Raw genomic sequence first — 23,087 nt, forward strand, 5'->3', positions numbered from 1 at the left:
CCCGCCGTGTGATGTCCGCAACCGGACCTGGCTCCGCGAGCGACCTGCGTGGAGGCGGCGCGTTCAGGAGCTGAACCGCGGCGCGATCTCCTTGGCCATGAACTTCAGGAAGCCTTCTTGGTCGTCGCCGATCTGGTTGACGTAGACCTCGTCGTAGCCGGCGTCGAAGAACTCCTGGATCGCGGCCGCGTGTCGGTCGGCATCCGGGCCGCACGGCACGGTCTCGGCGATCATCTCCTTGGTGATCGGCGCGCAGGCGGCCTCGTAGTGCGCGGGCATCGGCAGCACCTGGGCAAGCTCGCCGCCGAGCGCCTCGTTGGGCCACAGGCGATGGACCGTGTCGACGCACGCGGCCTCGTCGGTGCCCCAGCAGATCTTGGTCCCGGCCTGCGCGGGCCCTGTCCCGCCGGCCTCGCGATAGGACGCGAGCAGGTCGGGGTCGGGTGCGACGTTGATGTAGCCGTCGCCGATGCGGCCTGCGGTCTCGATGGCCTGGGGGCCGAAGGCGGAGACCAGGACAGGCGGCGGCTCGTCGGGCAGTGAGTAGAGCCGCGCGCGATCGACGATGTAGTGCTGACCGTCATAGCTGACGTTGTCGCCCTCCCACAGCGCGCGCATGATCGCGACCGACTCCTCCAACATGCTCAGGCGCTGCTCGATCCCCGGCCACGGGTCGCCGAGGATGTGCTCGTTGAGCGCCTCGCCCGAGCCCACGCCGAGGCGGAAGCGGCCGTCCAGCAGGGTCGCGCTCGTCGCGGCGGCCTGGGCGATGATGGCCGGGTGGATCCGCACCGTAGGGCAGGTGACGGCCGTCGTCAGGGTGACCTCGCGTGTCGCGGCGGCGATGGCGCCGATGGTCGACCAGACGAACGGCGACTCGCCTTGGGCGTCGATCCAGGGATGGAAGTGGTCGGAGATCCAGAGGTCGCGGAAGCCCGCGTCCTCGGCCTTGACCGCGATGTCGACCAGGCGCTTCGCGCTCTGCTCCTCGCTGGACAGGAAGATGCCGATGGTCGCCATGGCAGCGCCGTACCCGCCGATGCGACGGTAGAGACATCGGCGCGAGCTGTTGAAGCGATGATCTTCTGGCGCTAGGCTCCAACCCAAGCAGGCGATTCGCGGCGCGAACCGGCTGCCCCGAAGGTCCGATGCGGGCCCGGCGCTCCCAAGGGGCGGCCCTGGCTCGGCAGCGCTTCAGTCATCGTCACACGTTCGAGGAGAGCGTCTGTTGCCTGCCCAAGATCTGTTGCGTCTCGTCGTCGTTCCTGATCGCACCCGTGTGGCCGTGGTCCTGAAGGGCGAGATCGATCTCAGCACGGGCGACATCGTGCGGCGTGAGCTGCGCGAGCTCTGGGAATCAGGCTGGACTGAGGTGGTCTTGGACCTCCGCGAGGTGACGTTCATGGACACCACCGCGGTCCATGTTCTCCTTGATGCGCGCGAGGCGGCCACGATGGTCGGGTCGACCTTCGGCGTGGTGACCGGCACTGGCCCCGCCACGCGGATCCTGGCGCTCACCGGCCTCGACGGCCTGTTGCCGATCGTCGATCCCGACGCCGCGCGCTACGTGCCGTAGCGATCGATCCGGCGATCCGGACGCGGCGATGGTTGCGCGTGGCGGGAGAGCGGGTATCGCCACGTGCGATGCCTACGCGCGCAGAGGTGCTCGAGCTGCTGGACAGGGGAGCGACCTATGAGACGGTCGGCGAGGCGTTCGGCATCGCGCCCGGAAAGGCCTACATGATCGCCACGGGCCGGCCGGCGGACGGTGCGCCTGACGGCGATCAGGCGCTCGTCAACCCGCGCGCGCACAACCCGACCGAGAAGCCCGTGGTCGTCGCCTGGGTGCGCGAGCGCGCCCGGCACGAGCTGTCGTCACCGGAGTCGTCGTGACGCCTCGGCTCCCGCTGCCGTCGGCCTGGCCGGTCGTCCGCCAGCTTTGCGGCGACGACCCGAGTGCCCGTGGCGCCGCGGCGAAGTCTCGCCGCTCGGCGACGCTGCGTGCCCGGACCGCGGATGCCGACCGCGTCGTGAAGTCGGTCTGTCCGTACTGCGCCGTCGGCTGTGCGCTCAACGTGTACGTCAAGGACGGCAAGGCGGTGCAGATCGAGGGCGATCCGGATGCGCCGCACAGCCGCGGGCGGCTGTGCCCCAAGGGCTCGGCCACGCTGCAGCTCACGACCGGCGACGCGCGCGAGCAGCATGTCCTCTATCGCCCGCCGCACGCGACCGACTGGGAGCGGCTGGACCTCGAGACCGCGATGGACATGGTCGCCGATCGCATCCTCGCCGAGCGCCGGCGTGGTTGGCAGTGGGAGGTCGGCGAGGGCGACGATGCCAAGCGCGTGCGACGCACGATGAGTCTGGCCGCGCTGGGCGGCGCCGCGCTGGACAACGAGGAGAACTACCTCATCAAGAAGCTGCTGACCGCGCTGGGCGTCATCCAGATCGAGAACCAGGCACGGGTCTGCCACAGCTCGACGGTCGTGGGCCTGGGCACCTCGTTCGGCCGCGGCGCGTCAAGCACGATGCCCGGTGACCTCCAGCACTCCGATCTCATCGTGCTTGAAGGCTCCAACATGGCCGAGGCGCACCCGGTCGCCTTCCAGTGGGTGATGGAGGCCAAGGCGCGTGGGGCGACGGTCGTCCACATCGACCCGCACTACAGCCGCACGAGCGCGCTGGCCGACGTCTTCGTGCCGCTGCGCGCCGGAACCGATATCGCGTTCCTCGGCGCGATCATCAACCACGTCATCGCCAACGACCTGGACTTCCGCGAGTACGTCGTCAACTACACCAACGCGCCGACGATCGTCCGCGAGGAGTTCGAGGACGCGGGCGCTGACGGGCTGTTCTCCGGCTTCGATCCCGAGATCCGGGGCTATGACCCCTCGAGCTGGCAGTACGAAGGCGCGTTCGTGGCCGCCGCGGCGGGCCAGCGCGACCAGGAGGGCAACGTCCGCGCCCAGCACAGCAGCGGCGGCGACGAGCACGGGCCCGAGAACCGCGGCACGCCGACGCTGGACCCGACGCTCGAGCATCCGCGCTGCGTCTGGCAGATCCTCAAGCGCCACTACGCGTCCTATACACCCGAGATGGTCGAGCGGGTCTGCGGCGTCCCGCCGGAGCTCTTCCGTCAGATCTGCGACTTGTTCGTGGCCAACTCGGGGCGGGAGCGGACGACGGCGTTCGTCCACGGCGTCGGCTGGACGCAGCACACGATCGGCTCGCAGTACATCCGCGCCGCGTCGATCCTCCAGCTCCTGCTGGGCAACATGGGGCGCCCGGGCGGCGGCGTGATGGCGATGCGCGGGCACGCGTCGATCCAGGGCTCGAGCGACATCCCGACGTTGTTCGACACGTTGCCCGGTTACATTCCGATGCCGCACGCCCATGCGCACACAGACTTGCAGTCGTTCGTCACCGCTGATGCGCCCGACAAGGGCTTCTGGGGCAACATGTCGTCCTACTTCGTGAGCCTGCTGAAGGCCTGGTGGGGCGCGGCGGCGACTGCTGAGAACGACTGGGCCTTCGACTACTTGCCGCGGCTGACCGGCACGCACAGCACCTACGACACGGTCATGGAGCAGGTCAAGGGGACCGTCAAGGGCTACATGTTGTTCGGTCAGAACCCGACGGTCGGCTCGGCCAACGCGCGGATGCAGCGGCTCGGCATGGCCAACCTCGACTGGCTGGTGGTCCGCGACTTCTCGCTGATCGAGAGCGCGACGTGGTGGAAGGACGGCCCCGAGATCGAGTCCGGCGAGTGGGCCACCGAGGACCTTGCGACCGAGGTGTTCTTCTTCCCCGCCGCCGCGCACATCGAGAAGGAGGGCACGTTCACCAACACCCAGCGGATGCTGCAGTGGCACCACAAGGCCCAGGAGCCGGTCGGCGACCAGCGCAGCGAGCTGTGGTTCATGTACCACTTGGGCAAGCGCATCCGCGAGCGCCTGGCGGGCTCGACCGACGAGATGGACCGGCCGGTCCTGGACCTCACCTGGGACTACCCGACCGAAGGCGAGCACGAGGAGCCCAGCGCCGACGCGGTCCTGGCCGAGATCAGCGGCTGGAACGCCGACGGCGACTTCTTGTCGGCCTACACCGAGCTGAAGGACGACGGGTCGACCTCGTGCGGCTGCTGGATCTACTGCGGGTCCTACGCCGACGGTGTCAACCAGACCGCGCGTCGCACCCCCGCGCGCGAGCAGAGCTGGACGGGCAGCGAGTGGGCGTGGGCGTGGCCGGCCAACCGCCGCATCCTTTACAACCGTGCCTCGGCCGATCCCGAGGGGCGGCCGTGGAGCGAGCGCAAGAAGCTCGTCTGGTGGGACGAGGACCAGGGCAAGTGGGTCGGCGACGACGTGCCCGACTTCGAGGCCGACAAGCCGCCGGGCTACCGGCCGCCCGACGGGGCCATCGGGCCCGACGCGCTGGCTGGCGACGACCCCTTCATCATGCAGGCCGACGGCCGCGGCTGGCTCTACGCGCCGGCCGGCACGGCCAGCGGGCCGATGCCCACCCACTACGAGCCGCAGGACTCGCCGGTGCGCAACCGCCTGCACCGCCAGCAGCGCAATCCCGCGCGGCAGGTCTACGAGCATCCGGCCAACCGCTACCACCCGGACCCGGGCGAGGCGGGCGCCGACGTGTTCCCCTACGTGTTGACCACCTACCGGTTGACCGAGCACTTCACGGCGGGCGGGATGTCGCGCTGGACGCCGTATCTCGCCGAGCTGCAGCCCGAGCTGTTCGTGGAGGTCTCGCCCGAGCTGGCGGAGGTGCGTGGTCTGCAGCAGGCCGGCTGGGCGACGCTGGTCAGCGCGCGTGGCGCGATCGAGGCGCGGGTGATGGTCACCGACCGGATGACGCCACTGCGCATCGACGGACGCGTTGTCCATCAACTCGGGATGCCCTACCACTGGGGCGCCAACGGCTATGCGACGGGCGACGCGGTCAACGAGCTGTCCTCGATGGCGCTCGACCCCAGCTCGCACATCCAGGAGGTCAAGGCGTTGACCATCGACATCCGGCCGGGTCGGCGACCCCGGGGCCCGGCGCGCCGGGCGTTGGTGGAGGACTACTGCGCACGCGCCGGCATCACCGCGACGACGGGGGTCGCGCCGTGAGCGACGGCACCCCGCGCATGGGGTTCTTCACCGACACGTCGGTCTGCATCGGCTGCAAGGCCTGCGAGGTCGCGTGCAAGGAGTGGAACGAGGTCCCGGAGGACGGCCTGGAATGGCTGGGGACGTCGCACGACAACTCGGGCGGGCTGGGCGCCGACACCTGGCGGCACGTGGCGTTCATCGAGCAGCGCAAGCCCGTCGGCGACCACGCGCCGAACTTCCAGCGCGACGGCGACTTCCGCTGGCTGATGGCCTCCGACGTCTGCAAGCACTGCACGCACGCGGCGTGCTTGGACGTCTGCCCGACCGGTGCGATCTTCCGGACCGAGTTCGGGACCGTCGTCGTGCAGGAGGACGTCTGCAACGGCTGTGGCTACTGCGTTCCCGCCTGCCCCTACGGCGTGCTGGACAAGCGCGAGGACGACGGCCGGATCTTCAAGTGCACGCTCTGCTACGACCGCTTGGAGGTCGGCCAGGAGCCGGCCTGCGCGAAGGCGTGCCCGACGGACTCGATCCAGTTCGGCGAGCTGGACGAGCTGCGCCACCGCGCGGCGGGGCGCGTCGAGCACCTCCACGAGGCGGGGGTCGTCGAGGCGCGGCTCTACGGCGAGGACCCCGACGACGGCGTCGGCGGCGACGGCGCGTTCTTCCTGCTGCTCGACGAGCCCGAGGTGTACGGGTTGCCGCCCGACCCGGTCGTCACCACGCGCGACCTGCCGCGGATGTGGAAGCACGTCGGGCTGGCGGCGGGCGCGCTGGTCGCCGGCGTGGTCGCGTCCTTCGCGGGAGCGCGGCGGTGAGCGACACGGGGTCCTACTACGGCAAGCCCATCATCAACCCGCCGGTGTGGGCCGAGCGCGACATCGCCGGCTACCTCTTCACCGGAGGGCTTGCGGGCGCGTCGTCGCTGCTGGGCGCGGGCGCCGACGTCAGCGACCGTCCGGCGCTGGCCCGCGCCGCGCGGCTGACCGCGACGGGCGCGATCCTCGTCTCGCTCGGCGCGCTGATCCACGACCTGGGGCGCCCGGAGCGGTTCCTGAACATGTTGCGGGTCGTCAAGCCGACGTCGCCGATGAGCATGGGCGTCTGGCTGCTGGCGGGCTACGCGCCGCTGACGGTGGTCGCGACAGCCAGCGACGTCTTCGCGCGTGCGCCGCGCACCGGCCGCGCCGCCGGCGTCGCCGCAGGGCTGATGGGCGCGGGCGTCAGCACCTACACCGCCGCGCTGATCGCCGACACCGCGGTGCCCGCCTGGCACGACGGCCACCGCGAGCTGCCCTACGTCTTCGCGGGCTCGGCGGCGAGCGCCGCCGCCGGCGCCGGGCTGTTGGCCGCACCGGTGGCGCAGTCGGCCCCGGCGGCGCGGCTGGCGGTGCTGGGCGCCGTCGCGGAACTGGCCGCCGAACACGCGATGGAGCGCCGGCTGGGCATGGTCGCCGGCGCGCTGCGCGGCGGCAGCGCGGGCCGGCGCCTCAAGGCGGCCAAGGCGCTGACCGCGGTCGGCGCCGTGGGCGCGGCCACGATCGCGCGTCGTGGGCGCGCCGGCGCGGCGCTCAGCGGGGCCGCGCTGCTCACGGGCTCGGCGCTCACCCGCTTCGGGCTCTTCGAAGGCGGAATGGCCTCGGCGCGGGACCCGCGCTACACGGTTGAGCCCCAGCGCGCTCGGCGCGCGGCCGGGACCTGACCGCGCCGGTCGGGCGGCCGGCAGCGTCCGCAGCTAGACGCTCGCTGCTGCGAGACGTCCAACCCGGGGACGTCTCTCGCACCCAAGGACGCTCGCACCTGAAAATGGCGGGCGGCTGATGAGGTACGGCGAAGCGGTCGTCGTCATCCCAAACCCCGGTGATGATGATCCTGCGTCGGGCGGGGGCCGCTGCGCGGAGCGCAGCGGCTCTCCGCGACTGGACGTCCCGGGCGAACGCACGCGTCAAGCACGCGCCGAGCGGGGACGTCGTCGGCATGAAGGTCGCGATCGTCGGGGCAACCGGGAACGTCGGATCCGCGCTGGTGCGCGCGCTCGAGCACGACGAGCGCGTACGCGAGATCGTGGGGATCGCGCGGCGCAGGCCGTCCGGTCCGCCGCCGCCCAAAGTCACGTGGGCGACGGCCGACATCGTCCGCGACGACCTGACGCGGGTGCTCGCGGGCGCCGACGTCGTCGTGCACCTCGCGTGGCTGATCCAGCCCGACCGTCATCCGGAGGCGATGGAGGCGGTCAACGTCCGCGGCTCTGAGAACGTCTTCGCGGCGGCGCTGGCCGCGGGCGCCGGGTCGCTCGTGGTCGCCTCGTCGGTCGGCGTCTACTCACCGGGCCCGAAGGACCGCGCGGTCGACGAGTCCTGGGCGCGCAACGGGATCCCGACGAGCACCTACTCTCAGCACAAGGCGCAGGTCGAGCGGATGCTGGATGTGGTCGAGGCCGGGCACGAACATGTACGGGTCGTCCGGATGCGGCCGGGGCTGATCTTCCAGCGCGACGCCGCCAGCGAGATCCGCCGCTACTTCCTCGGGCCGCTGGTCCCGAACCCGCTGCTGCGCCGTGCGCTGCTACCGGTGGTCCCGAAGACCGACCGGCTCTCCTTTCAGGCGGTGCACGCCGACGACGTCGCCGAGGCATACCGGCTCGTGATCGACCAGCGCGAGGTCCGCGGCGCGTTCAACCTCGCGGCCGAGCCGCTGATGGATGCGACCGAGCTCGGGCGCGCGCTAGGAGCGCGGCCGGTGCCGGTGAGCGCCCGTGCGCTGCGCGCCGCCGTGCAGCTGTCCTGGCGTGCGCACCTGCAGCCGACGTCGCCGGGCTGGATCGACCTCGCGCGCGGCGTGCCCGTCATGGATACCGCCCGCGCCCGGACCGAACTGGGCTGGACGCCGCGGCACAGCGCTGCCGATGCGCTGCTGGAGTTGCTCGATGGGCTCGGCCACGGCGTGGGCGGCCGTACGCCGCCGCTGGACCGCCACGCTGGCGGCCGCTTCCGGGAGCGCGAGCTGCGGACGGGCATCGGGTCGCGGCCGTGAGGGTAGATGGACAACATGCCCCTTTCAGATGATGCCCGCGACGCCGCCTCGGACGTCGGCGGCGAAGACCACGCGACGCCGGCGCCCGACCACGACGGCCCGCCGCGCGATGAGCGCTCGCGCGAGCCGCTCGGCCCGCTGACGCCCGATCCGGGACGTCCGCTTGGAGACACCGCCGAGGCGCACGACGACCTGATCCCCGAGGACCTGCCGCTCGGCCATCCCGGACGCAAGGCGGCCGAGCGTCTTGCCCGCCGGGAGGGCGGCGCGACGCGCGGCAACCAATGAATGCCCGGCGCGTCTGTCCGGGTAGCGCAAGGGCATGGCAACCACCAAGCAGCGCGAGGCGGCCAAGAAGAACGTCAAGAAGGCGCAGTCCGCCGCTCGCGATCAGCACACCCTCCAAAACCTCTCCAAGCGCACGCGGACCGCGCTGGGCAAGGAGGCCAACGCGGTCCGCCGCGGCGACGCACCAACGCGTCGCGAGCTGGAGCAGAAGGCCCGCGAGCTCGGTATCAAGGGCCGCTCGAAGATGGGCAAGGACGAGCTCAAGCACGCGGTCGCCGGAGCCCAGCGCGGGTCCTGACGCGATAGCGGGTAGAGCGCTGACGTGAGCGGCGGCGCCGACACCCGCGGGGCGTTCTCCGGGCTCTTTGACCTCTATGTGCCGATCGCGGTGGGCGTCTTCGCGCTCGTCGTGATCGCGCTCGCGGTGATCGTCCTGCGTGACCGGGCGAGGCCCGGCGGGCCGCCGCCGTCCCTGCGCTCCAGTGCCGCCCGGTTTGAGATCGGCTACGCGGTTGTGCTTGCGCTTGTTGCCGCGTTGCTGGTTTGGCGCAGCTTCGACTCGGTCCATCGGGTCAACCAGACGGTGGCGCGCGCTGCCCCCGCGCCGCGCGCCGGGCCGGCCGGCCTGACGATCGCGGTCGTCGGCGCGAAGTGGAACTGGCGCTTCACCTACCCGGGCGGCGTCGTCGAGCAGGGCGAGGGGCCGGCGCGGCTGCCGACGCTCGTCGTGCCCGCCGGCCAGCCCGTGCGCTTCCGGCTCACGTCGGCTGATGTCGTGCACGCGTTCTGGATCCCGGAGGCGCGCTTCAAGTACGACGCGATCCCAGGCCGTACCAACACCTTCGACCTGCGGTTCGACCCCGGCGTCGACTACCGCGACGACCGCTGCTCGGAGTTCTGTGGGCAGTACCACGAGCAGATGCGCTTTCGCGTCGTGGTCAAGGCGCCCGCGGCGTTCCGGGCGTGGCTGCGCGCGCGACAAGGCGAGGCGGCGGCCGCATGATCGACGCGCTCTTCGGTGCCGACCACAAGGTCATCGGGATCCGGACGACGGCGGTCGCGCTGCTGTTCTTCCTGGCCGGCGGCGTCCTGGCGCTGCTCATGCGCTCCGAGCTGGCGCAGCCGGGCCTGCAGATCGTCTCTCACCAGGGTTATGACGAGCTGTTCACGATGCACGGCTCGACGATGATCTTCCTCGTCGTCATCCCCGTCGCGCTGGCGTTCTGCGTGTACTTGGTGCCGCTGCAGGTGGGCGCGCGGAACATCTCGGGCGCGCGCTGGGCCCTGGTCGCCTCGTGGCTGATCGCGCTGGGCGGCGTGGTGATGTGGTTGGGCTTCCTCACGCGCGAGGGCGCCGGCAGCGCGGGGTGGTATGCCTATGACCCGCTGTCGGACACGCCGAGCACGCCGGGGACCGGCATGGACCTGTGGATCTGGGGCGTGGTCCTCGCGACGACCGGCGCGATCATCTTCGGCTGGTGCATCCTGATCACCATCCTGCGCCGTCGTGCGCCCGGCATGACCATGCTGCGGATGCCGGTCTTCACGTGGACGGCGTTCGCGACGTCGTTGTTGGTGATCTTCTCGTTCCCGTCGCTGGTGGTCGGGATGGCGCTGCTCTGGCTTCAGCGGCGCGGGGTGACGACGCTGAGCCCGATCACCTACCAGAACCTGTTCTGGTTCTACGGGCATCCGGCGGTGTATGTGATGTTCTTCCCGTTCGTCGGGATGGCGGCCGAGGCGGCGTCGGTGTTCAGCGGGCGGCGCTTCTTCGGCTACCGCGCCTTCGTGCCGGCGCTGCTGGGGTTCACGGTGCTGTCGCTCAGTGCCTGGGCGCACCACATGTACACGACAGGTGCGGTGCCGGTCGAGGTGTTCACGCTGACGTCGACGGCGCTGATCGTCCCGGCCGGGATCGAGTACTTCGACATCATCGCGACGCTGTGGCGGGGGTCGATCCGCCTGACCACGTCGATGCTCTTCGTCCTCGGGTTCCTGGTGCAGTTCCTGGTCGGCGGGCTCAGCGGGATCTTCGTCGCCTCGCCGACGCTCGACTTCCAGGCGACCGACACCTACATCGTGGTCGCGCACTTCCACTACACCTTGATGGCGGGGAGCGTGTTCGCGTTGTTCGCGGGCGTGTACCTGTGGTGGCCGAAGCTCACGGGCCGGCGGCTGGGAGAGGGGCTGGGGCGTGCGCACTTCTGGCTGATGGCGATCGGGACGAACCTGACGTTCCTGCCGCAGTTCGCCCTTGGCTATGACGGGATGGCGCGGCGGTTGCCCGACTACCCCGCGAGCACGGGCTGGCAGGGCCTGAACGTGGCGTCGACGGTCGGGGCGTTCCTGATCGCCGTGTCGGTCGTGGTGTTCCTGCTGGCCGTCGCCGGCTCGTTCCTGCGCCGGCGCGACGCGGCCGCGGATCCTTGGGGTACCGGTTGCTCGCTGGAGTGGGCGGCGCCGAGCCCGCCGCCGCGCGGGAACTTCGTGGAGCCGCTGCCGCCGGTGCGGTCCTACGCGCCGCTGGCGGACCTGCGCGAGGGGCGTGCGAAGGAGATCGAGACCGTGGCGGTGCCCGCGTGAACGCGCTGGTCGCCATCGCCCCGCTGGCGTTGTTGTACGCCTATGGGTTGGTCCGCGCGCCCACGCGCCGCCGCGGCTGGGCGGCGCCGGCGTGGTTCGCCGGGCTGACGGTCCTGGCCGTCGCGACGTCGCCCGCGCTGGAGCGCGCGGCGGATCGCGAGTTGTCGATGCACATGATCCAGCATGAGCTGCTCGGCCTCGTCGCCGCGCCCCTGCTGGCGGCCGGCGCGCCGGTGCGCCTCGCGCTGGCAGCATCGGGTCGTGCGACCCGGCTGCGCCTGGCCCGGCTGCTGCACATGCGCGTGGCGGTGGCGCTGATCCATCCGGCCGCCGGCGCGGCGGCGTTCGCGATCGTGCTGCTGGGCGTGCACGTCCCCGCCGTGTACGACCTCACGCTGCGGTCGGGCCTCGCGCACGCCGGGGTCCACGCAGCACTGCTGTGGTCGGCGCTGCTGTTGTGGATGCGGTTGCTCGGCGCCGATCCCCTGCCACGGCGCGTCTCGGCCACGGCGACGATCGCCTCGCTGGTCGTCGCGATGGGCGTGATGGCGGCGCTGGGCGCGGCGCTGGCGGCGGAACAGCACGTCCTCTACACGCCCTACGTGCGGCCCGGCGTCGATGCGCTGGCCGACCAGCGCGTGGCCGGCGGTCTCATGTCGGTGGGCGGGATGGCGGTGGACGTCCCGTTGCTGCTCGCGCTCGCGTGGCGCGCCCTGGTCGCCGAGGAGCGGCGCGCGACCGTTCGCGAGGGCCGCGGACTGCCGGCGGAGGGCGCGCGATGAGACGGACGCTCACCGTGCTGGCCTGCGCGCTGCTCGTCGGCGCGGCAGCGATCGCGTGGTCGACGCGCGACGTGGCGGCGCAGGGTGCGCTCGTCGCCCGCGGCGCCGAGCTCTACGCGCAGAGCTGCTCGGACTGCCACGGCGCCGACCTGCGCGGGCTTGCCGGCCGCGGTCCGTCGCTGCGTGGCGTGGGCACGGCCGCGTCCGACTTCTACCTGAGCACCGGCCGGATGCCGCTCGCCCGGCCTGGCATCGAGCCCGCGCGCGCCGACCCTGTCTTCAACGCCCGTGACATCGCCGCGCTCGTCGCATACGTGGCCCAGCGTGGCGGGCCCGGCGGCCCTGCGATCCCGGCCGTCGATCCGGCGCGCGGTGACGTGGCCGAGGGCCGGCGGCTGTACACCGACAGCTGCTCGGGCTGCCACCAGATCATGGGCCGCGGCGGCGCCGCGCCCGGGCTGGTGGCGCCCGCGCTGACCGATGCGACACCGCGGCAGGTCGGCGAGGCGATCCGCGTCGGCCCCTACCTCATGCCGCGCTTCGGGCCGCGCCAGCTCGACGACCGCCAGGTCGCCTCGATCGCCCATTACGTCACCGATGTCGTGCAGGATCCGCCCAACCGGGGCGGATGGGGCATCGGCCACCTCGGCCCCGTCCCGGAGGGCGCCATCGCCTTTCTGTTGGCCGGCTCGGTGCTGCTGCTGGTCACCCGTCTGATCGGGGAGCGCGCAAAGTCATGATGAAGGCCTTGATCGCACGGCTCGCCGTGCTCGTCGGGGTCGTGCGCGGCGTCGCGCATCCGACGGCCCCGCCCGCGCCAGACCAAGACGGTGGCGTCGATCCCCGCCGCTACGAGACCGGCTCGCCGCCGTGGGCCGAGCCGCTCGTGGCCGGCCTGTTGGTCGCCGCCGGCACGCTGCTGGCGACGTTCGGCGTCCTGATCGCCGTCGACGCGAACACGCAGTTGCTCGGGCTCGCGCTCGGCCTGGGCCTCGCCGCGCTGGCGGCCGCCCTGATCGTCGCGAGCAAGCGCGTCCTGCCGCGCGAGACCGCCGTCGAGGACCGCCCGATCGCCGAGCCGCGCGCGCAGCAGCAAGCGCTCGAGGAGGAGCTGCGCGGCGCCGCCGACGGCGTCTCGCGCCGCGGCCTGCTCACCGCCGCGGCCGGAACCGCCGGCGTGGGCGCGATCGCCGCTGCCGCGCTGCCGCTGAGCGCGCTCGGCCCGTCGGCCGCCGTGCTGGACGAGACCTCGCGCTGGCGCGACGGGATCCGGCTCGTCGACGAGGACGGCAAGCCGATCAACGCCGACGTGCTCGAGGATGGCGCGTTCCTCACCGCCTTCCCCGAGGGCGCCGACAAGCGCGAGCTCGGCTCGCCGGTCGTCGTCGTGCGCGTCGCGCCATCGACGCTGCGGCTGCCGCCCGACCGCCGCGGCTGGGCGCCCGATGGCCTGCTGGCCTACTCGAAGATCTGCACCCACGCCGGCTGCGCCGTCTCGCTCTTTCGCACGCCCACCGACGAGGCGCTCTCCAGCCCGCCGGGCCTCGTCTGCCCGTGCCACTACTCGACGTTCGACGTGCGGCGTGCGGCCAAGCCCGTCTTCGGTCCCGCGTCGCGGCCCCTGCCGCAGCTGCCGCTCAAGCTCGACGCCGAGCGCAACCTCGTCGCCGCCGGCCCGCTCTCGGGCTCGGTCGGCCCGGCGTGGTGGGGGACGAAGGGACGCCACGCGTGAGCCGCCGCACCGAGCCGGCCCCGCCGCCGGCTGCCGAGCACGACGCGGTCGCGTTCGTCGGCGACCGCGTCCGCTCGTCAGGGCCGCTGCGCGCCGCGTTGCGCTACGTCTTCCCCGACCACTGGTCCTTCCTGCTGGGCGAGGTGGCGTTGTACTCGTTCATGGTGCTCGTCGCGACCGGGACGTTCCTCGCGCTGTTCTTTCACGCCTCGGCGACCGAGGTCGTCTGGCACGGTCCCTACGCGCCACTGGACGGCGCACGTGTCTCCGGCGCCTACGCGTCGGCGCTCGACCTGTCGTTCAAGGTCCCGGGCGGTCTGCTGCTGCGTCAGACCCACCACTGGGCGGCGTTGGTGTTCTTGATGGCCATCGTCGGGCACCTGCTGCGGATCTTCTACACCGCCGCGTTCCGGCGCCCGCGCGAGATCAACTACATGATCGGTGTGACGCTGATGGGCGTCGCGATCCTCGAGGGCTATGTCGGCTACTCGCTGCTCGACGACCTCCTGTCGGGGATGGGCCTGGCGATCGGCAACGGGGCGGCGCTGTCGATCCCCGGTGTCGGCGGCGCGCTGGGGACCCTGATCTGGGATGGGCCGTTCCCGGGCGGTGACGCGTTCCTGCCGCGCCTGTTCGTCGTCCACGTCTTCCTCCTGCCGGCGTTGATCGCGCTGCTCATCGCCGTCCACCTGACGCTGATCATCCGGCCCCACCACACCCAGTTCCGCGGCCCGGGTCGACGCGAGGACAACGTCGTCGGCTCACCCATGTGGCCCGGCTACGCACTGCGCTCGCTCGGCCTCTTCGCGGCGGTCGCGGGCCTGCTCGTCCTGCTCGGCGGCCTGGTGCAGATCAACCCGGTGTGGGAGTGGGGGCCCTATCAGCCGTGGCTGGGCGAGAACGGCGCGCAGCCCGATTGGTACTTGGGGTGGTTGATCGGGGCGCTGCGGCTGATGCCCAACCTGGAGATCCACGCCTTCGGCCGGACGCTGGTGCCGAACCCGTTCTTCGGCGGGCTGCTGTTCCCGACCGTCGTGTTCCTGGTGTTGTACGCCTGGCCGTGGCTGGAGGAGCGCGTGTTCACGCGCGGCGACCGCACCCACCACCATCTGCTGGACCGCCCGCGCGACAACCCTCGCCGGACCGCGTTCGCGACCGCCTTCCTGACCTGGGTTGTCGTCGTCTTCCTCGCCGGCTCGGCCGACCGCGCGTTCCTCGCCTTCGGCGTGGCCTACGAGCTCCAGGTGCGGATCTTCCGCGTCCTGTTCTTCGTGGCGCCGGTCGCGGCCTACGTCTTCACGCGCCGCGTGTGCGTCGAGTTGCGGCGGCGCGGGTAGCTCGCCGCCATGCGCTTCCGGGGCCCACTGGCCGACAGCTACGGCGGGGCCGTCCTCCTCGTCCTCCTCGCGCTCACGCCGTACCTGGTGCTGAGCACCGCGCTGCAGCCGCTGCAGCCGCTGATCGCCAAGGACCTCGGCCTCAGCGCGCGGGCGATGGGGCTGACCTCCGGGATGGCCAACGCCGCATACGCGTTCGGAGCGGTGCTGGCGGTGCAGATCGGCTCCCGCGTGCGGCCTCGCAGGATGTTGGTGGTCTACGCGACGTTGTTCACCACTGGATCCGCGCTGGCGGCCTGGGCGCCGGTCGCCGGACTCTACGTCGCCGGTCACGTCACGCAGGGGCTGGCGACGGGGTTGCTGCTGATCGGCTCGGTGCCGCCGCTGGTGCTGAGCTGGGGTACCGACAAGCTGCCGCGCACGGCGATCGTCATGAACCTCGGGATCTTCGGCGCCGTCGCGCTGGGGCCGGTGGTCGGCGGCGTGGCGGCCGGGACCGGATCATGGCGCCCGCTGTTGTGGATCATCTGCGCGGTCGGCTCCGCCGCCCTGGCCTTTGCGCTGCTGACCTTCGAGGACGCCGAGGCGCAAGACCCCGATGCGCCCGTCGACATCATCGCCTTGGTCCTGGCCGCCGGTGGCTGCGCCGCCGCGTTCTTCGGCGTCTCGGAGCTGATGGGCCGGCGGGTGATCGACGCCACCGTGTTGGTGGCGGTGTTGGCCGGCCTCGGCATGTTGGTGGGGTTGGTCGTCCACCAGTGGCGCAGCGATGACCCGCTGATCCCGGTGCGGAAGATCGCGCACACCGTCCCGGTGCTGGCGATCGTCATCGCGATGGCGGCGGGCGCGGCGTCGGTCGCGCTCGTCCAGCTCGCGCAGACCGCGCTGCAGATGAAGGGCGTCGCGCCCCGGCACGCGGGGATGCTCTTCTGGCCGGAGATCGGCATGGCGCTCGTCGCGGCGCTGACCTTCAGCCGGCTGTTCTTCACGCGCTACACGCCGCTGCTGGCGCTTGGCGGCCTGGCGGTGTTGGCGGTCGGCGGCGTCGTGCTGACCGGGGCCGCCCGCGGCGGGGACGCGCTGGTCGTCGTCGGCTCGGGGCTCGTCGGGTTCGGGGTCGGCGCGTCGGTGTCCCCGGCCCTGTTCCTGGCGGGCTTCTCGCTGCCCTCGGCCGACCTGCCGCGCGTCTTCGCGTTCATCGAGCTGCTGCGCGGGGTTGCCGCCTTCCTCGTCGGGCCGGCGCTGCTGCAACTGGCGATGACGACGAAGCCACCGGTGGACGGCCTGCGCGACGCGACCCGGATCGCCGCCGGCGTGGCGGTCGCCGGCCTGCTCCTGGCGACCGCCGTGGCCGTTGCCGGTCGGATGCGCTTGCACGTGCCCGACGTCGAGGGCTGGCAGGCCGGAGAGACGACGGCGATCCCGTCGCCTCCGATCGCCGACGCCGTGCGCGGGTCGCGCTAGTCGTTGAGGTGGCTGCCGGGCTCCGCTTCGGAGGCGCCGTCGTCACGAACGGTCGCGTGCGTTGGTCGCGGTGGTTCCCGCTCTGTGCGCTTGGCGCGATAGGCCTCGAGCCCGCCGCCCAGACCACCGAACACGAAGGCCAAACCGAGACCCACGACGATGATCAGGAACAGCAAGAAGAATGCGACTCCGCCTTCCATGGTCCCGTGGTAACCGCTGCACGCGATCCTCAAGCGCCGATTTCCACCATGGGCGGCGGTTCACGACGGCCCGCGACGGGAACCTGAGAGCCATGTCCTCCAACAGACCGTCAGCGGTGGATCTCGACTGGGGCGGCGCCGTGGTCGAGGACGGGACGCTCACGCTCCCGCTCTCGCAGAAGGCCTCCAAGCGCTGGGCGCGGGAGGTGGCGTCGATCCTCGATCGGCTCGCTCCGCGCGCGGGGGCGGAGGTCGGCCGCGAGGAGCTGACGATCGCCGTGACCCTCGGCGAGGAGTCGGACGTTCGCCATCTGCTGGAGAGCGCGGTCCTGGAGGCCAATTCGCGGCTGTCGGCCGACGACAATGCCCAGGAGGGCGACCGCGATGGCGACGACGCCGCCATGACGCGGATCTTCCGGTCCTACGCGCCAGACGGCTAGATCGCCACGCGGCGACTCTTGCGCTCGATGGTCAGGGCTTGAACACCACCTTGAACGCGCCGTCCTCCTTCTTCTGGAACATCTCGTAGGCCTGCGGGGCCTCGGTGAGGGGGACGTGGTGCGTGGCGAAGGTGTCGACGCCGAGCGGGTCGTCATCGCCCGAGAGCAGGGGCAGGATGTCATCGATCCAGCGCTTGACGTTGGCCTGGCCCATCTTGAGCGTCAGCTGCTTGTCGAAGATCTGGAGCATGTTGAGCGGGTCGGCGGTGCCGCCGTAGACGCCCGAGAGCGAGATGGTGCCGCCGCGGCGGACGATCTCGATGGCCATGTTGAGGACGCTGAGGCGGTCGATGCCTGCGTGCTCCATGACCTTGCGGGCGACGGTGTCGGGCATCAGGCCGGCGATCGTGTGGGCGAGCTTGCCGCCTGGCGCGCCGTGGGCCTCCATGCCGACCGCGTCGATGACCGAGTCCGGGCCACGCCCGCCCGTGAGCTCGCGGACGGCGGCTGGGACATTCTTGGTGGCGCTGACGTCGATGGTGTGGACGCCGTGGGCCTGGGAACGCGCAAGGCGCTCGGGCACGAGATCGAGGCCGATCACTTGGCCGGCGCCGTGGTGTTGGGCGATGCGCGCGGCCATCTCGCCGATCGGGCCGAGGCCGATGACCGCGACGCTGCCACCGTCAGGGATCTGCGCGTACTCGACGGCCTGCCATGCCGTGGGCAGGACATCGCTGAGGAACAGAAAGCGATCATCGGCGGGGCCCTCAGGGATCTTGATCGGCCCGTACTGGGCTTGGGGGACCCGCAGGTACTCGGCCTGGCCGCCGGGCACCTCGCCGTAGAGCTTGGTGTAGCCGAACAGCGCGGCGCCCATGCCCTCGTCACGGACCTGGGTGGTCTCGCACTGGGTCTGCAGCCCGTGGTCGCACATGAAGCAGTGTCCGCAGGAGATGTTGAAGGGGATCACCACGCGGTCGCCAGGTGCGATGTGGGTGACCTCGGCGCCGACCTCCTGCACGACGCCCATCGGCTCGTGGCCGAGGACGTCGCCTTCGCCGATGAACGGCCCGAGAACCTCGTAGAGGTGCAGGTCAGAGCCGCACAGGCCGGTCGAGGTGACCTTGATGATGGCGTCGGTCGGGTGCTCGATCGTGGGGTCGGGGACGGTGTCGACGCGGACGTCGCGCTTGCCGTGATACGTCAAGGCCTTCATGTCGGTCTGAGGTCTCCTAGTTCTTGGGGGCGGAGCCGGGCTCGGCCATCTGGCGGTGCATCTCGGCCTTGGCGCTGTCGGGCATGAAACGCCCGGCGCGGCCCTGGGCCTTGGTCTTCAGCGACGCCGACACGACGCGCTCCTTGCCGGCCATCAGCGCCTCGAAGCCGTCACGGGCCACGTCGGCCGGGTCGTCCTTGTCGTCGGCGCCGACCTTGGTGTCGAGCATGTCGGCGCGCTCGAAGAACTCCGTGTCGGTCGGGCCGGGCATCAGCACGGTGATCGTCACGTTGGTGTCCTTGACCTCGTTGCGGATCGCCAGGGCAAAGGACTGCACGAACGACTTCGAGGCGTTGTACACCGCCTGGAAGGCGCCGGGCATCGTGGAGGCGATCGACGAGGTGAAGAGCACCCTGCCCTGGCCGCGCTGCACCATGTCGGAGATGACGTGCTTGGCGAGGTGGACGGTGGAACGGACGTTGAGGTCGACGATCTGCAGCTCCTGATCGAGCGGGGTGCGGTCGTCGTCGGGGCCGGCGAACGAGCCACCGGCGCCGATGCCGGCGTTGAGCGCGAGGGCGTCGACGGGGCCGAGGGCCTTGACCCGGCTGTAGAGCTCGTCGACGCCGGTGTCGGTGGCGAGATCGACGCGCACGGCCTCGACCTTCGCGCCGAGCGCGCGCAGCTCGACGGCCGCGGTGTCCAGCTCGGCGTCCTCGGCCGTGATCAGCAGGTTGTAGTCGTTGGTGGCGAACTGCTTGGCCAACTCGAAGCCGATGCCGCTGGAGGCACCGGTCACGACTGCGAGGGGCTTGGTGGTGTCCATGCTGTCGGAGGTCCCCGGCGCGGCAGCGTCTCAACCACGCGATCGCAAAAGCGGACGCGTTCAGTGCCCGACCGCCGTTTGCGGGTAAGGCCGCTGGTGTGCCTATCCCCGTGCTGCCTGACGGCCCGCGCTCCGGCCGTCTCGTCCAGACCGTCGGCTTGCATCGCGACCCGCTCGCCTGGCTGCGCCGCCGGCAGGGCCGCTTCGGCGACGTCTTCACCATCCGGCTGCTCACGACCGGGCCGGTCGTCGTGGTGGCCGACGCCGTGCTGGCACAGGATCTCCCTGCCGCCGATCCGGCCCTCGCGCATGCCGGCGCCGCGCGTCGCGGCATGCTGCCGATGGCCTCCCCGCGGTCGATCTTCGGCAGCGACGGTGACGAGCACCACCGCGCGCGCACCCGCGTGGAGGACCTCTTCGCGCTCGATGCCATCGCCGGGCGCCGCGAGGCGATCGCCGAGATCGCCCGCGCCCATCTGGCCCGCTGGCCGCGCGACCGGCCGTTGCGCCTGCTGCCCCGCATGCGGGCGATCGCCGATGAGGTCTTCGTCCGCGAGGTCCTCGGCGTCTGCGGGCCACGCGCCGGCGCTCTGGCGGCATCGATCGGCGGCCTGCTCTGGACCCCGGGCAACCCGCCTGTGACGATCCCCGGCCCCAGCGACGGCCTCGCCGGACGCGCCGTCGACGTCGCGTACCGGCGCCGTCGGGCGCCCGTGGCGCGCCTCTTGGAGGCCGAGATCGCCGATCGACGCCAGGCGGCGGATCCGGGGCGGGGTGTGCTGGGGCGCCTCGTCGCCGCCGAGCGGGAGCTGCCGGCCGAAGGGCTCGTCGAGGAGCTGCTGGCGCTGCTGATGGCCGCGCAGGAGCCGATGGCGGCGGCGCTGACGTGGGTGTCGCTGCGCATAGCGGCCGAGCCATCGGTCGCTGCGCGTCTCCACGGTGACGGCGGTGACGACGTCGCGGCGGCGGTCGTGCACGAGTCGCTCCGGCTGCATCCCTCGGCGATCGGCGTCCTGCGGCGCCTCACCGTGGCTACCGAGATCGGCGGCCACACCTTGGAGAGCGGCACGGTCACGATGGTCCCGATCCCGTTCGTCCAGCGCGATCCGCGCTATCACCGCGAGCCGGACGCGTTCCGGCCGGAGCGCCACCTCGACCCCGCCTGGTCGGTGCCCGAGCACGCGATGCTGCCCTTCGGCGGTGGCGCCCGCCGTTGCCTCGGCGAGCCGCTGGCCTGGACGCAGATCGGCGCGGTCATCCCGACGGTCCTGAGCGCGGTGACCCTCGGGACCGTCGGGCCGCGCCCCGAGAAGATGGTCCTGCGCGGCACCATCCTCGTGCCGCGGCGCAGCGGGCTGGTGACCGCGCAGGACCGTTGAGCGCATGCGCGCTCGGGGTTACCCGGCGTTGCGGGGCTCGAGGTAGAAGACCTCGCACGACACGTCTTGCGCGGCGTCCCTGCCGCTGACGAACGCGCGGACGCGGCGGCCGGTGATCCGTTCGACCAGCTCGCGGAAGTCGCTCTCCCGCGTACTGAAAGAACAGCCGCACGTCGCGCAGGCGCTGGTGCTCACCCATCTCTCGGAGAGGGTGCGCTCGGCGGGCGTGAGCGTGCTCGCATCCCACAGTCGCTACCGAAGGTGCGGCGTGTCGCAGGCGACCCGTCGTCCCTCCCGCCGATGTTCTATCTCAACTGGGAATGCGTCAGCGGGCCGGCCCGGGAACGCCGGGCTCCAAGTGCACCGCCTTGACCTGCGTCAGCTCGTCAAGGAGCTCCGGGCCGTATCCGAGGGCGGAGCCGCTGATGCCGCGCGGATGGGCCGCGCCGCCGGGGGCGCCACCCCAGACGGCGTTGACCTTGACCGTGCCGACGCGCAGCTCGGCCGCAGCGCGGGCGGCGTGCTGCTGCGAGCAGGTCAGCGCCGTCGCCGCGAGGCCGTAAGGCGAGCTGTTGGCCAGCGCCAGCGCCTCGTCGAAGCTCTCGACGACGCGGACGGACGCGACGGGACCGAACGTCTCGTGTGCCATGACGGCCATGTCGTCGGTCACGGCCGTCAGGACCGTCGCCGGGTAGAAGCAGCCGGGGCCGTCGATCGGCGCCCCGCCGCACACCACCTGGGCGCCGGCCGCCGTCGCGGCGGCGACCTGCGCGTGGACGCTCATGCGGGCGCGCTCGTCGACGAGCGGCCCGAGTTGCGTCGCCGCGTCGAGCGCCGGCCCGACGCGCAGGGCCCGGGCGCGGCGCTCCAACGCCTCCAGGAACGGGGCGGCGAGACGCGCGTGGACGTAGATGCGCTCCACCGACACGCAGATCTGACCGGCGTTGGCGAACGCGCCGCTGGCCGCCTGCTCGGCGGCCCACGCGGGATCGACGCCCTCGTCGACGATCAGCGGGTCGTTGCCGCCCAACTCCAGGACGGCGTGGGCCCCGCGCGCCGCGCAGGTCCGGGCGATCTCGCGCCCGGTATCCGCCGTGCCCGTATGCAGGACGACCGCGACGCCGGCGTGGGCGACGAGCGGCCGTCCGGTGCGGGCGTCGCCCTGCACCAGCATGAGGACACCATCGGGCAGGTGTGCGGCGAACAGCTCGGCCAGCAGCGCGGCGCAGGACGGGGTCCGCTCCGACGGCTTGTAGACCACCGCGTTGCCGGGGGCCAGCGCCGCCGCCAGGCCCTGACCGGCGACGGCTATGGGGTCATTGAACGGAACCAGCGCGGCCACGACGCCGCGCGGCTCGTAGCGCATCGCGTCGAAGGCCAGGCGATCGCCGTCCAGGGCCCGGCCGCGGTGCAGCGGCCCGAGCTCGGCGTACTGCTCGATCGTCGCGGCTGCGGCGTCGACGCCGCCGCGCGCGTCGCCGATGAGCTTGCCGCTGTCGACGGCGTTGCGCCGGGCAAGCTCTTCGCGGTGCCCGCGGATCGCGGACGCGACGCGCCGCAGCGCGGCGGCGCGCTCGGTCGCCGGCGTGGCCGCCCAGGCGGGTTGGGCGCGATGTGCGGCGGCGACGGCGGCCTCGACCTCCGCGGCGCCGGCGACGGCGAACGCCATGCCGGGCTCGCCGGTCGACGGGTCGACAGCGGTGATGGTGGGGGAGGAGGAGAGGGTCGAGGACATCATGGTGCGGCGAGCTCCTGGATCACGTGTGCCGGCTCGATCGCCAGCAGACCTGGGTCCGGACGGTCGGCGTGCGGGTCGCCGATGCTTCCGCGCCACAGCACGCGGTGCTGGGCGCGCTCGGCCGGCGGGCCCCAAGTCGCGGGCGAGGTCGGGCCGAACAGGACGACCGAACGGATCCCGAACGCCGTGGCGAGGTGGGCGACGCCGGTGTCGCCGCAGACGACGCGGCCGGCGTGGGCGACGATGGCCGCCAGCGCGGCGAGGTCGGTGCGTCCGGCGAGCACGCAGCGCGCCGGCAGACCGGCGTGCTCGGCGACCGCGAGCGCGAGCGGGCGCTCGGCGGCCGATCCGGTAAGGATCACAGACCGGCCGGCGCGCGCCTGGGCGGCGGCGACCGCGGCGAAGCGCTCGGCCGGCCAGCGGCGGGCGGCGCTGGCCGCGCCGGGGTGTACGACGGTCGCGCCGCGCGCCGGCTCCCAGCACGGCGGCAAGGGCGGCGCAGGCAGGTCCACGCGCGTGGGGTCGGCCGGGATCCCGGACTCACGCAGCAGGCGGCACCAGCGGTCAACCTCATGCTCGTCGGCGCGCCAGACCGGCATGCCGGCGGTCAACGGGATCATCGGATGCTCGAAGGCGATCAGACGCCGCGGGCATGCGGCCAGCGCGACGGCATGGGACTGCGGTCCCCGGCCGTGGAGGTTGACCGACAGGCGCGCCTCCTGCGCGGCCGCAGGCAGCGGGCGCAGCGGGGCGGCGTGGAGCAGCTCGCAGCCGGCCAGCCGTGCGATGGGCGCCAGCGCGGCGGGCGCGGCGACGGTCACGTGCGCGCCGGTGTCCCGCAGCGCTCGCAGCGCGGGGACCGCGGTGAGCAGGTCGCCGAGCCCGAGTGCGCGCAGCGCGAGGACGTCGAGCGTCGTGGGCCGCCGGCTGGCGCGCTGTCCGGTTGACCGGGGCACGA

The 23,087-nt window shown here is 72.3% G+C and carries 24 protein-coding genes; 17 read left to right on the top strand and 7 right to left on the bottom strand.

What is annotated here, in order from left to right:
- Positions 1 to 63: 63 nt before the first annotated feature.
- Positions 64 to 1,020, bottom strand: a complete 957-nt coding sequence (locus VGO10_RS09240; RefSeq protein ID WP_327467469.1) for a TIGR03557 family F420-dependent LLM class oxidoreductase — start codon at positions 1,018 to 1,020, stop codon at positions 64 to 66.
- 208 nt (positions 1,021 to 1,228) lie between these two features.
- Between VGO10_RS09240 and VGO10_RS09245 the strand changes: the two genes are divergently transcribed.
- From VGO10_RS09245 to VGO10_RS09315, 15 genes are all read left to right on the top strand, one after another.
- Complete coding sequence (locus VGO10_RS09245) at positions 1,229 to 1,576, top strand: STAS domain-containing protein (RefSeq protein WP_327467471.1); 348 nt, start codon at positions 1,229 to 1,231, stop codon at positions 1,574 to 1,576.
- 68 nt (positions 1,577 to 1,644) lie between these two features.
- The gene (locus VGO10_RS09250) at positions 1,645 to 1,893 is read left to right on the top strand and encodes a hypothetical protein (RefSeq protein WP_327467472.1); all 249 of its coding nucleotides are present in this window, start codon (positions 1,645 to 1,647) and stop codon (positions 1,891 to 1,893) included.
- Between the two features lie 14 nt (positions 1,894 to 1,907).
- On the top strand, positions 1,908 to 5,129 hold the full coding sequence (fdh, locus tag VGO10_RS09255) for a formate dehydrogenase (protein ID WP_349258932.1): 3,222 nt from the start codon (positions 1,908 to 1,910) through the stop codon (positions 5,127 to 5,129).
- Positions 5,130 to 5,146: 17 nt separating this feature from the next.
- The gene (locus VGO10_RS09260) at positions 5,147 to 5,929 is read left to right on the top strand and encodes a 4Fe-4S dicluster domain-containing protein (RefSeq protein WP_349258933.1); all 783 of its coding nucleotides are present in this window, start codon (positions 5,147 to 5,149) and stop codon (positions 5,927 to 5,929) included.
- Positions 5,926 to 6,813: an NrfD/PsrC family molybdoenzyme membrane anchor subunit gene (nrfD, locus tag VGO10_RS09265; RefSeq protein WP_327467475.1), complete on the top strand. Its 888-nt coding sequence runs from the start codon at positions 5,926 to 5,928 to the stop codon at positions 6,811 to 6,813. The genes VGO10_RS09260 and nrfD overlap by 4 nt, the downstream gene beginning before the upstream one ends.
- Before the next feature lie 275 nt (positions 6,814 to 7,088).
- Positions 7,089 to 8,144, top strand: coding sequence for an NAD-dependent epimerase/dehydratase family protein (locus VGO10_RS09270; RefSeq protein ID WP_327467477.1), 1,056 nt, complete (start codon positions 7,089 to 7,091; stop codon positions 8,142 to 8,144).
- A gap of 15 nt (positions 8,145 to 8,159) precedes the next feature.
- A complete protein-coding gene (locus VGO10_RS09275) occupies positions 8,160 to 8,432 on the top strand; it encodes a hypothetical protein (protein ID WP_327467479.1) in 273 nt (90 codons plus the stop codon).
- Positions 8,433 to 8,466: 34 nt separating this feature from the next.
- Positions 8,467 to 8,730, top strand: coding sequence for a hypothetical protein (locus VGO10_RS09280; protein ID WP_327467481.1), 264 nt, complete (start codon positions 8,467 to 8,469; stop codon positions 8,728 to 8,730).
- A 24-nt stretch (positions 8,731 to 8,754) separates the two neighbouring features.
- A complete protein-coding gene (locus VGO10_RS09285; protein WP_327467483.1) occupies positions 8,755 to 9,435 on the top strand; it encodes a cytochrome c oxidase subunit II in 681 nt (226 codons plus the stop codon).
- The gene (locus VGO10_RS09290; RefSeq protein ID WP_327467485.1) at positions 9,432 to 11,015 is read left to right on the top strand and encodes a cytochrome c oxidase subunit I; all 1,584 of its coding nucleotides are present in this window, start codon (positions 9,432 to 9,434) and stop codon (positions 11,013 to 11,015) included. The genes VGO10_RS09285 and VGO10_RS09290 overlap by 4 nt, the downstream gene beginning before the upstream one ends.
- Positions 11,012 to 11,797: a cytochrome c oxidase assembly protein gene (locus VGO10_RS09295; RefSeq protein ID WP_327467487.1), complete on the top strand. Its 786-nt coding sequence runs from the start codon at positions 11,012 to 11,014 to the stop codon at positions 11,795 to 11,797. Before VGO10_RS09290 ends, VGO10_RS09295 begins: the two co-directional genes overlap by 4 nt.
- A complete protein-coding gene (locus VGO10_RS09300) occupies positions 11,794 to 12,537 on the top strand; it encodes a c-type cytochrome (RefSeq protein ID WP_327467489.1) in 744 nt (247 codons plus the stop codon). The genes VGO10_RS09295 and VGO10_RS09300 overlap by 4 nt, the downstream gene beginning before the upstream one ends.
- Positions 12,534 to 13,529 carry a ubiquinol-cytochrome c reductase iron-sulfur subunit gene (locus VGO10_RS09305; RefSeq protein WP_327467491.1) on the top strand — a complete coding sequence of 332 codons (996 nt, stop codon included), beginning with the start codon at positions 12,534 to 12,536 and terminating at the stop codon, positions 13,527 to 13,529. Before VGO10_RS09300 ends, VGO10_RS09305 begins: the two co-directional genes overlap by 4 nt.
- Positions 13,526 to 14,866 carry a cytochrome b gene (locus VGO10_RS09310; protein ID WP_327467493.1) on the top strand — a complete coding sequence of 447 codons (1,341 nt, stop codon included), beginning with the start codon at positions 13,526 to 13,528 and terminating at the stop codon, positions 14,864 to 14,866. Before VGO10_RS09305 ends, VGO10_RS09310 begins: the two co-directional genes overlap by 4 nt.
- A gap of 9 nt (positions 14,867 to 14,875) precedes the next feature.
- Positions 14,876 to 16,330 (top strand): MFS transporter, encoded by a 1,455-nt coding sequence (locus tag VGO10_RS09315; protein WP_327467495.1) that lies wholly within the window; start codon positions 14,876 to 14,878, stop codon positions 16,328 to 16,330.
- On the opposite strand, the gene VGO10_RS09320 is transcribed toward VGO10_RS09315, so the two are convergent.
- Positions 16,327 to 16,506 (bottom strand): hypothetical protein, encoded by a 180-nt coding sequence (locus VGO10_RS09320; RefSeq protein WP_327467497.1) that lies wholly within the window; start codon positions 16,504 to 16,506, stop codon positions 16,327 to 16,329. The genes VGO10_RS09315 and VGO10_RS09320 overlap by 4 nt on opposite strands.
- Before the next feature lie 116 nt (positions 16,507 to 16,622).
- Between VGO10_RS09320 and VGO10_RS09325 the strand changes: the two genes are divergently transcribed.
- Complete coding sequence (locus tag VGO10_RS09325) at positions 16,623 to 16,970, top strand: hypothetical protein (RefSeq protein ID WP_327467499.1); 348 nt, start codon at positions 16,623 to 16,625, stop codon at positions 16,968 to 16,970.
- 31 nt (positions 16,971 to 17,001) lie between these two features.
- On the opposite strand, the gene VGO10_RS09330 is transcribed toward VGO10_RS09325, so the two are convergent.
- On the bottom strand, positions 17,002 to 18,186 hold the full coding sequence (locus tag VGO10_RS09330; RefSeq protein WP_327467501.1) for a zinc-dependent alcohol dehydrogenase: 1,185 nt from the start codon (positions 18,184 to 18,186) through the stop codon (positions 17,002 to 17,004).
- Positions 18,187 to 18,202: 16 nt separating this feature from the next.
- Positions 18,203 to 19,012: an SDR family NAD(P)-dependent oxidoreductase gene (locus tag VGO10_RS09335; RefSeq protein WP_327467503.1), complete on the bottom strand. Its 810-nt coding sequence runs from the start codon at positions 19,010 to 19,012 to the stop codon at positions 18,203 to 18,205.
- Between the two features lie 98 nt (positions 19,013 to 19,110).
- On the opposite strand from VGO10_RS09335, the gene VGO10_RS09340 reads away from it, so the two are divergent.
- Positions 19,111 to 20,391, top strand: a complete 1,281-nt coding sequence (locus tag VGO10_RS09340) for a cytochrome P450 (protein WP_327467505.1) — start codon at positions 19,111 to 19,113, stop codon at positions 20,389 to 20,391.
- A gap of 18 nt (positions 20,392 to 20,409) precedes the next feature.
- On the opposite strand, the gene VGO10_RS09345 is transcribed toward VGO10_RS09340, so the two are convergent.
- From VGO10_RS09345 to VGO10_RS09355, 3 genes are all read right to left on the bottom strand, one after another.
- Positions 20,410 to 20,586, bottom strand: coding sequence for a hypothetical protein (locus VGO10_RS09345; protein WP_327467507.1), 177 nt, complete (start codon positions 20,584 to 20,586; stop codon positions 20,410 to 20,412).
- 130 nt (positions 20,587 to 20,716) lie between these two features.
- Entirely contained in the window at positions 20,717 to 22,129 is a 1,413-nt protein-coding gene (locus VGO10_RS09350; protein WP_327467509.1) for an aldehyde dehydrogenase family protein, read from the bottom strand.
- Complete coding sequence (locus VGO10_RS09355; protein WP_327467511.1) at positions 22,126 to 23,085, bottom strand: glycosyltransferase family 9 protein; 960 nt, start codon at positions 23,083 to 23,085, stop codon at positions 22,126 to 22,128. Before VGO10_RS09355 ends, VGO10_RS09350 begins: the two co-directional genes overlap by 4 nt.
- Positions 23,086 to 23,087: the final 2 nt, after the last annotated feature.

The organism is Baekduia sp. (assembly GCF_035996765.1).
In the GTDB taxonomy this organism is placed as follows: domain Bacteria; phylum Actinomycetota; class Thermoleophilia; order Solirubrobacterales; family Solirubrobacteraceae; genus Baekduia.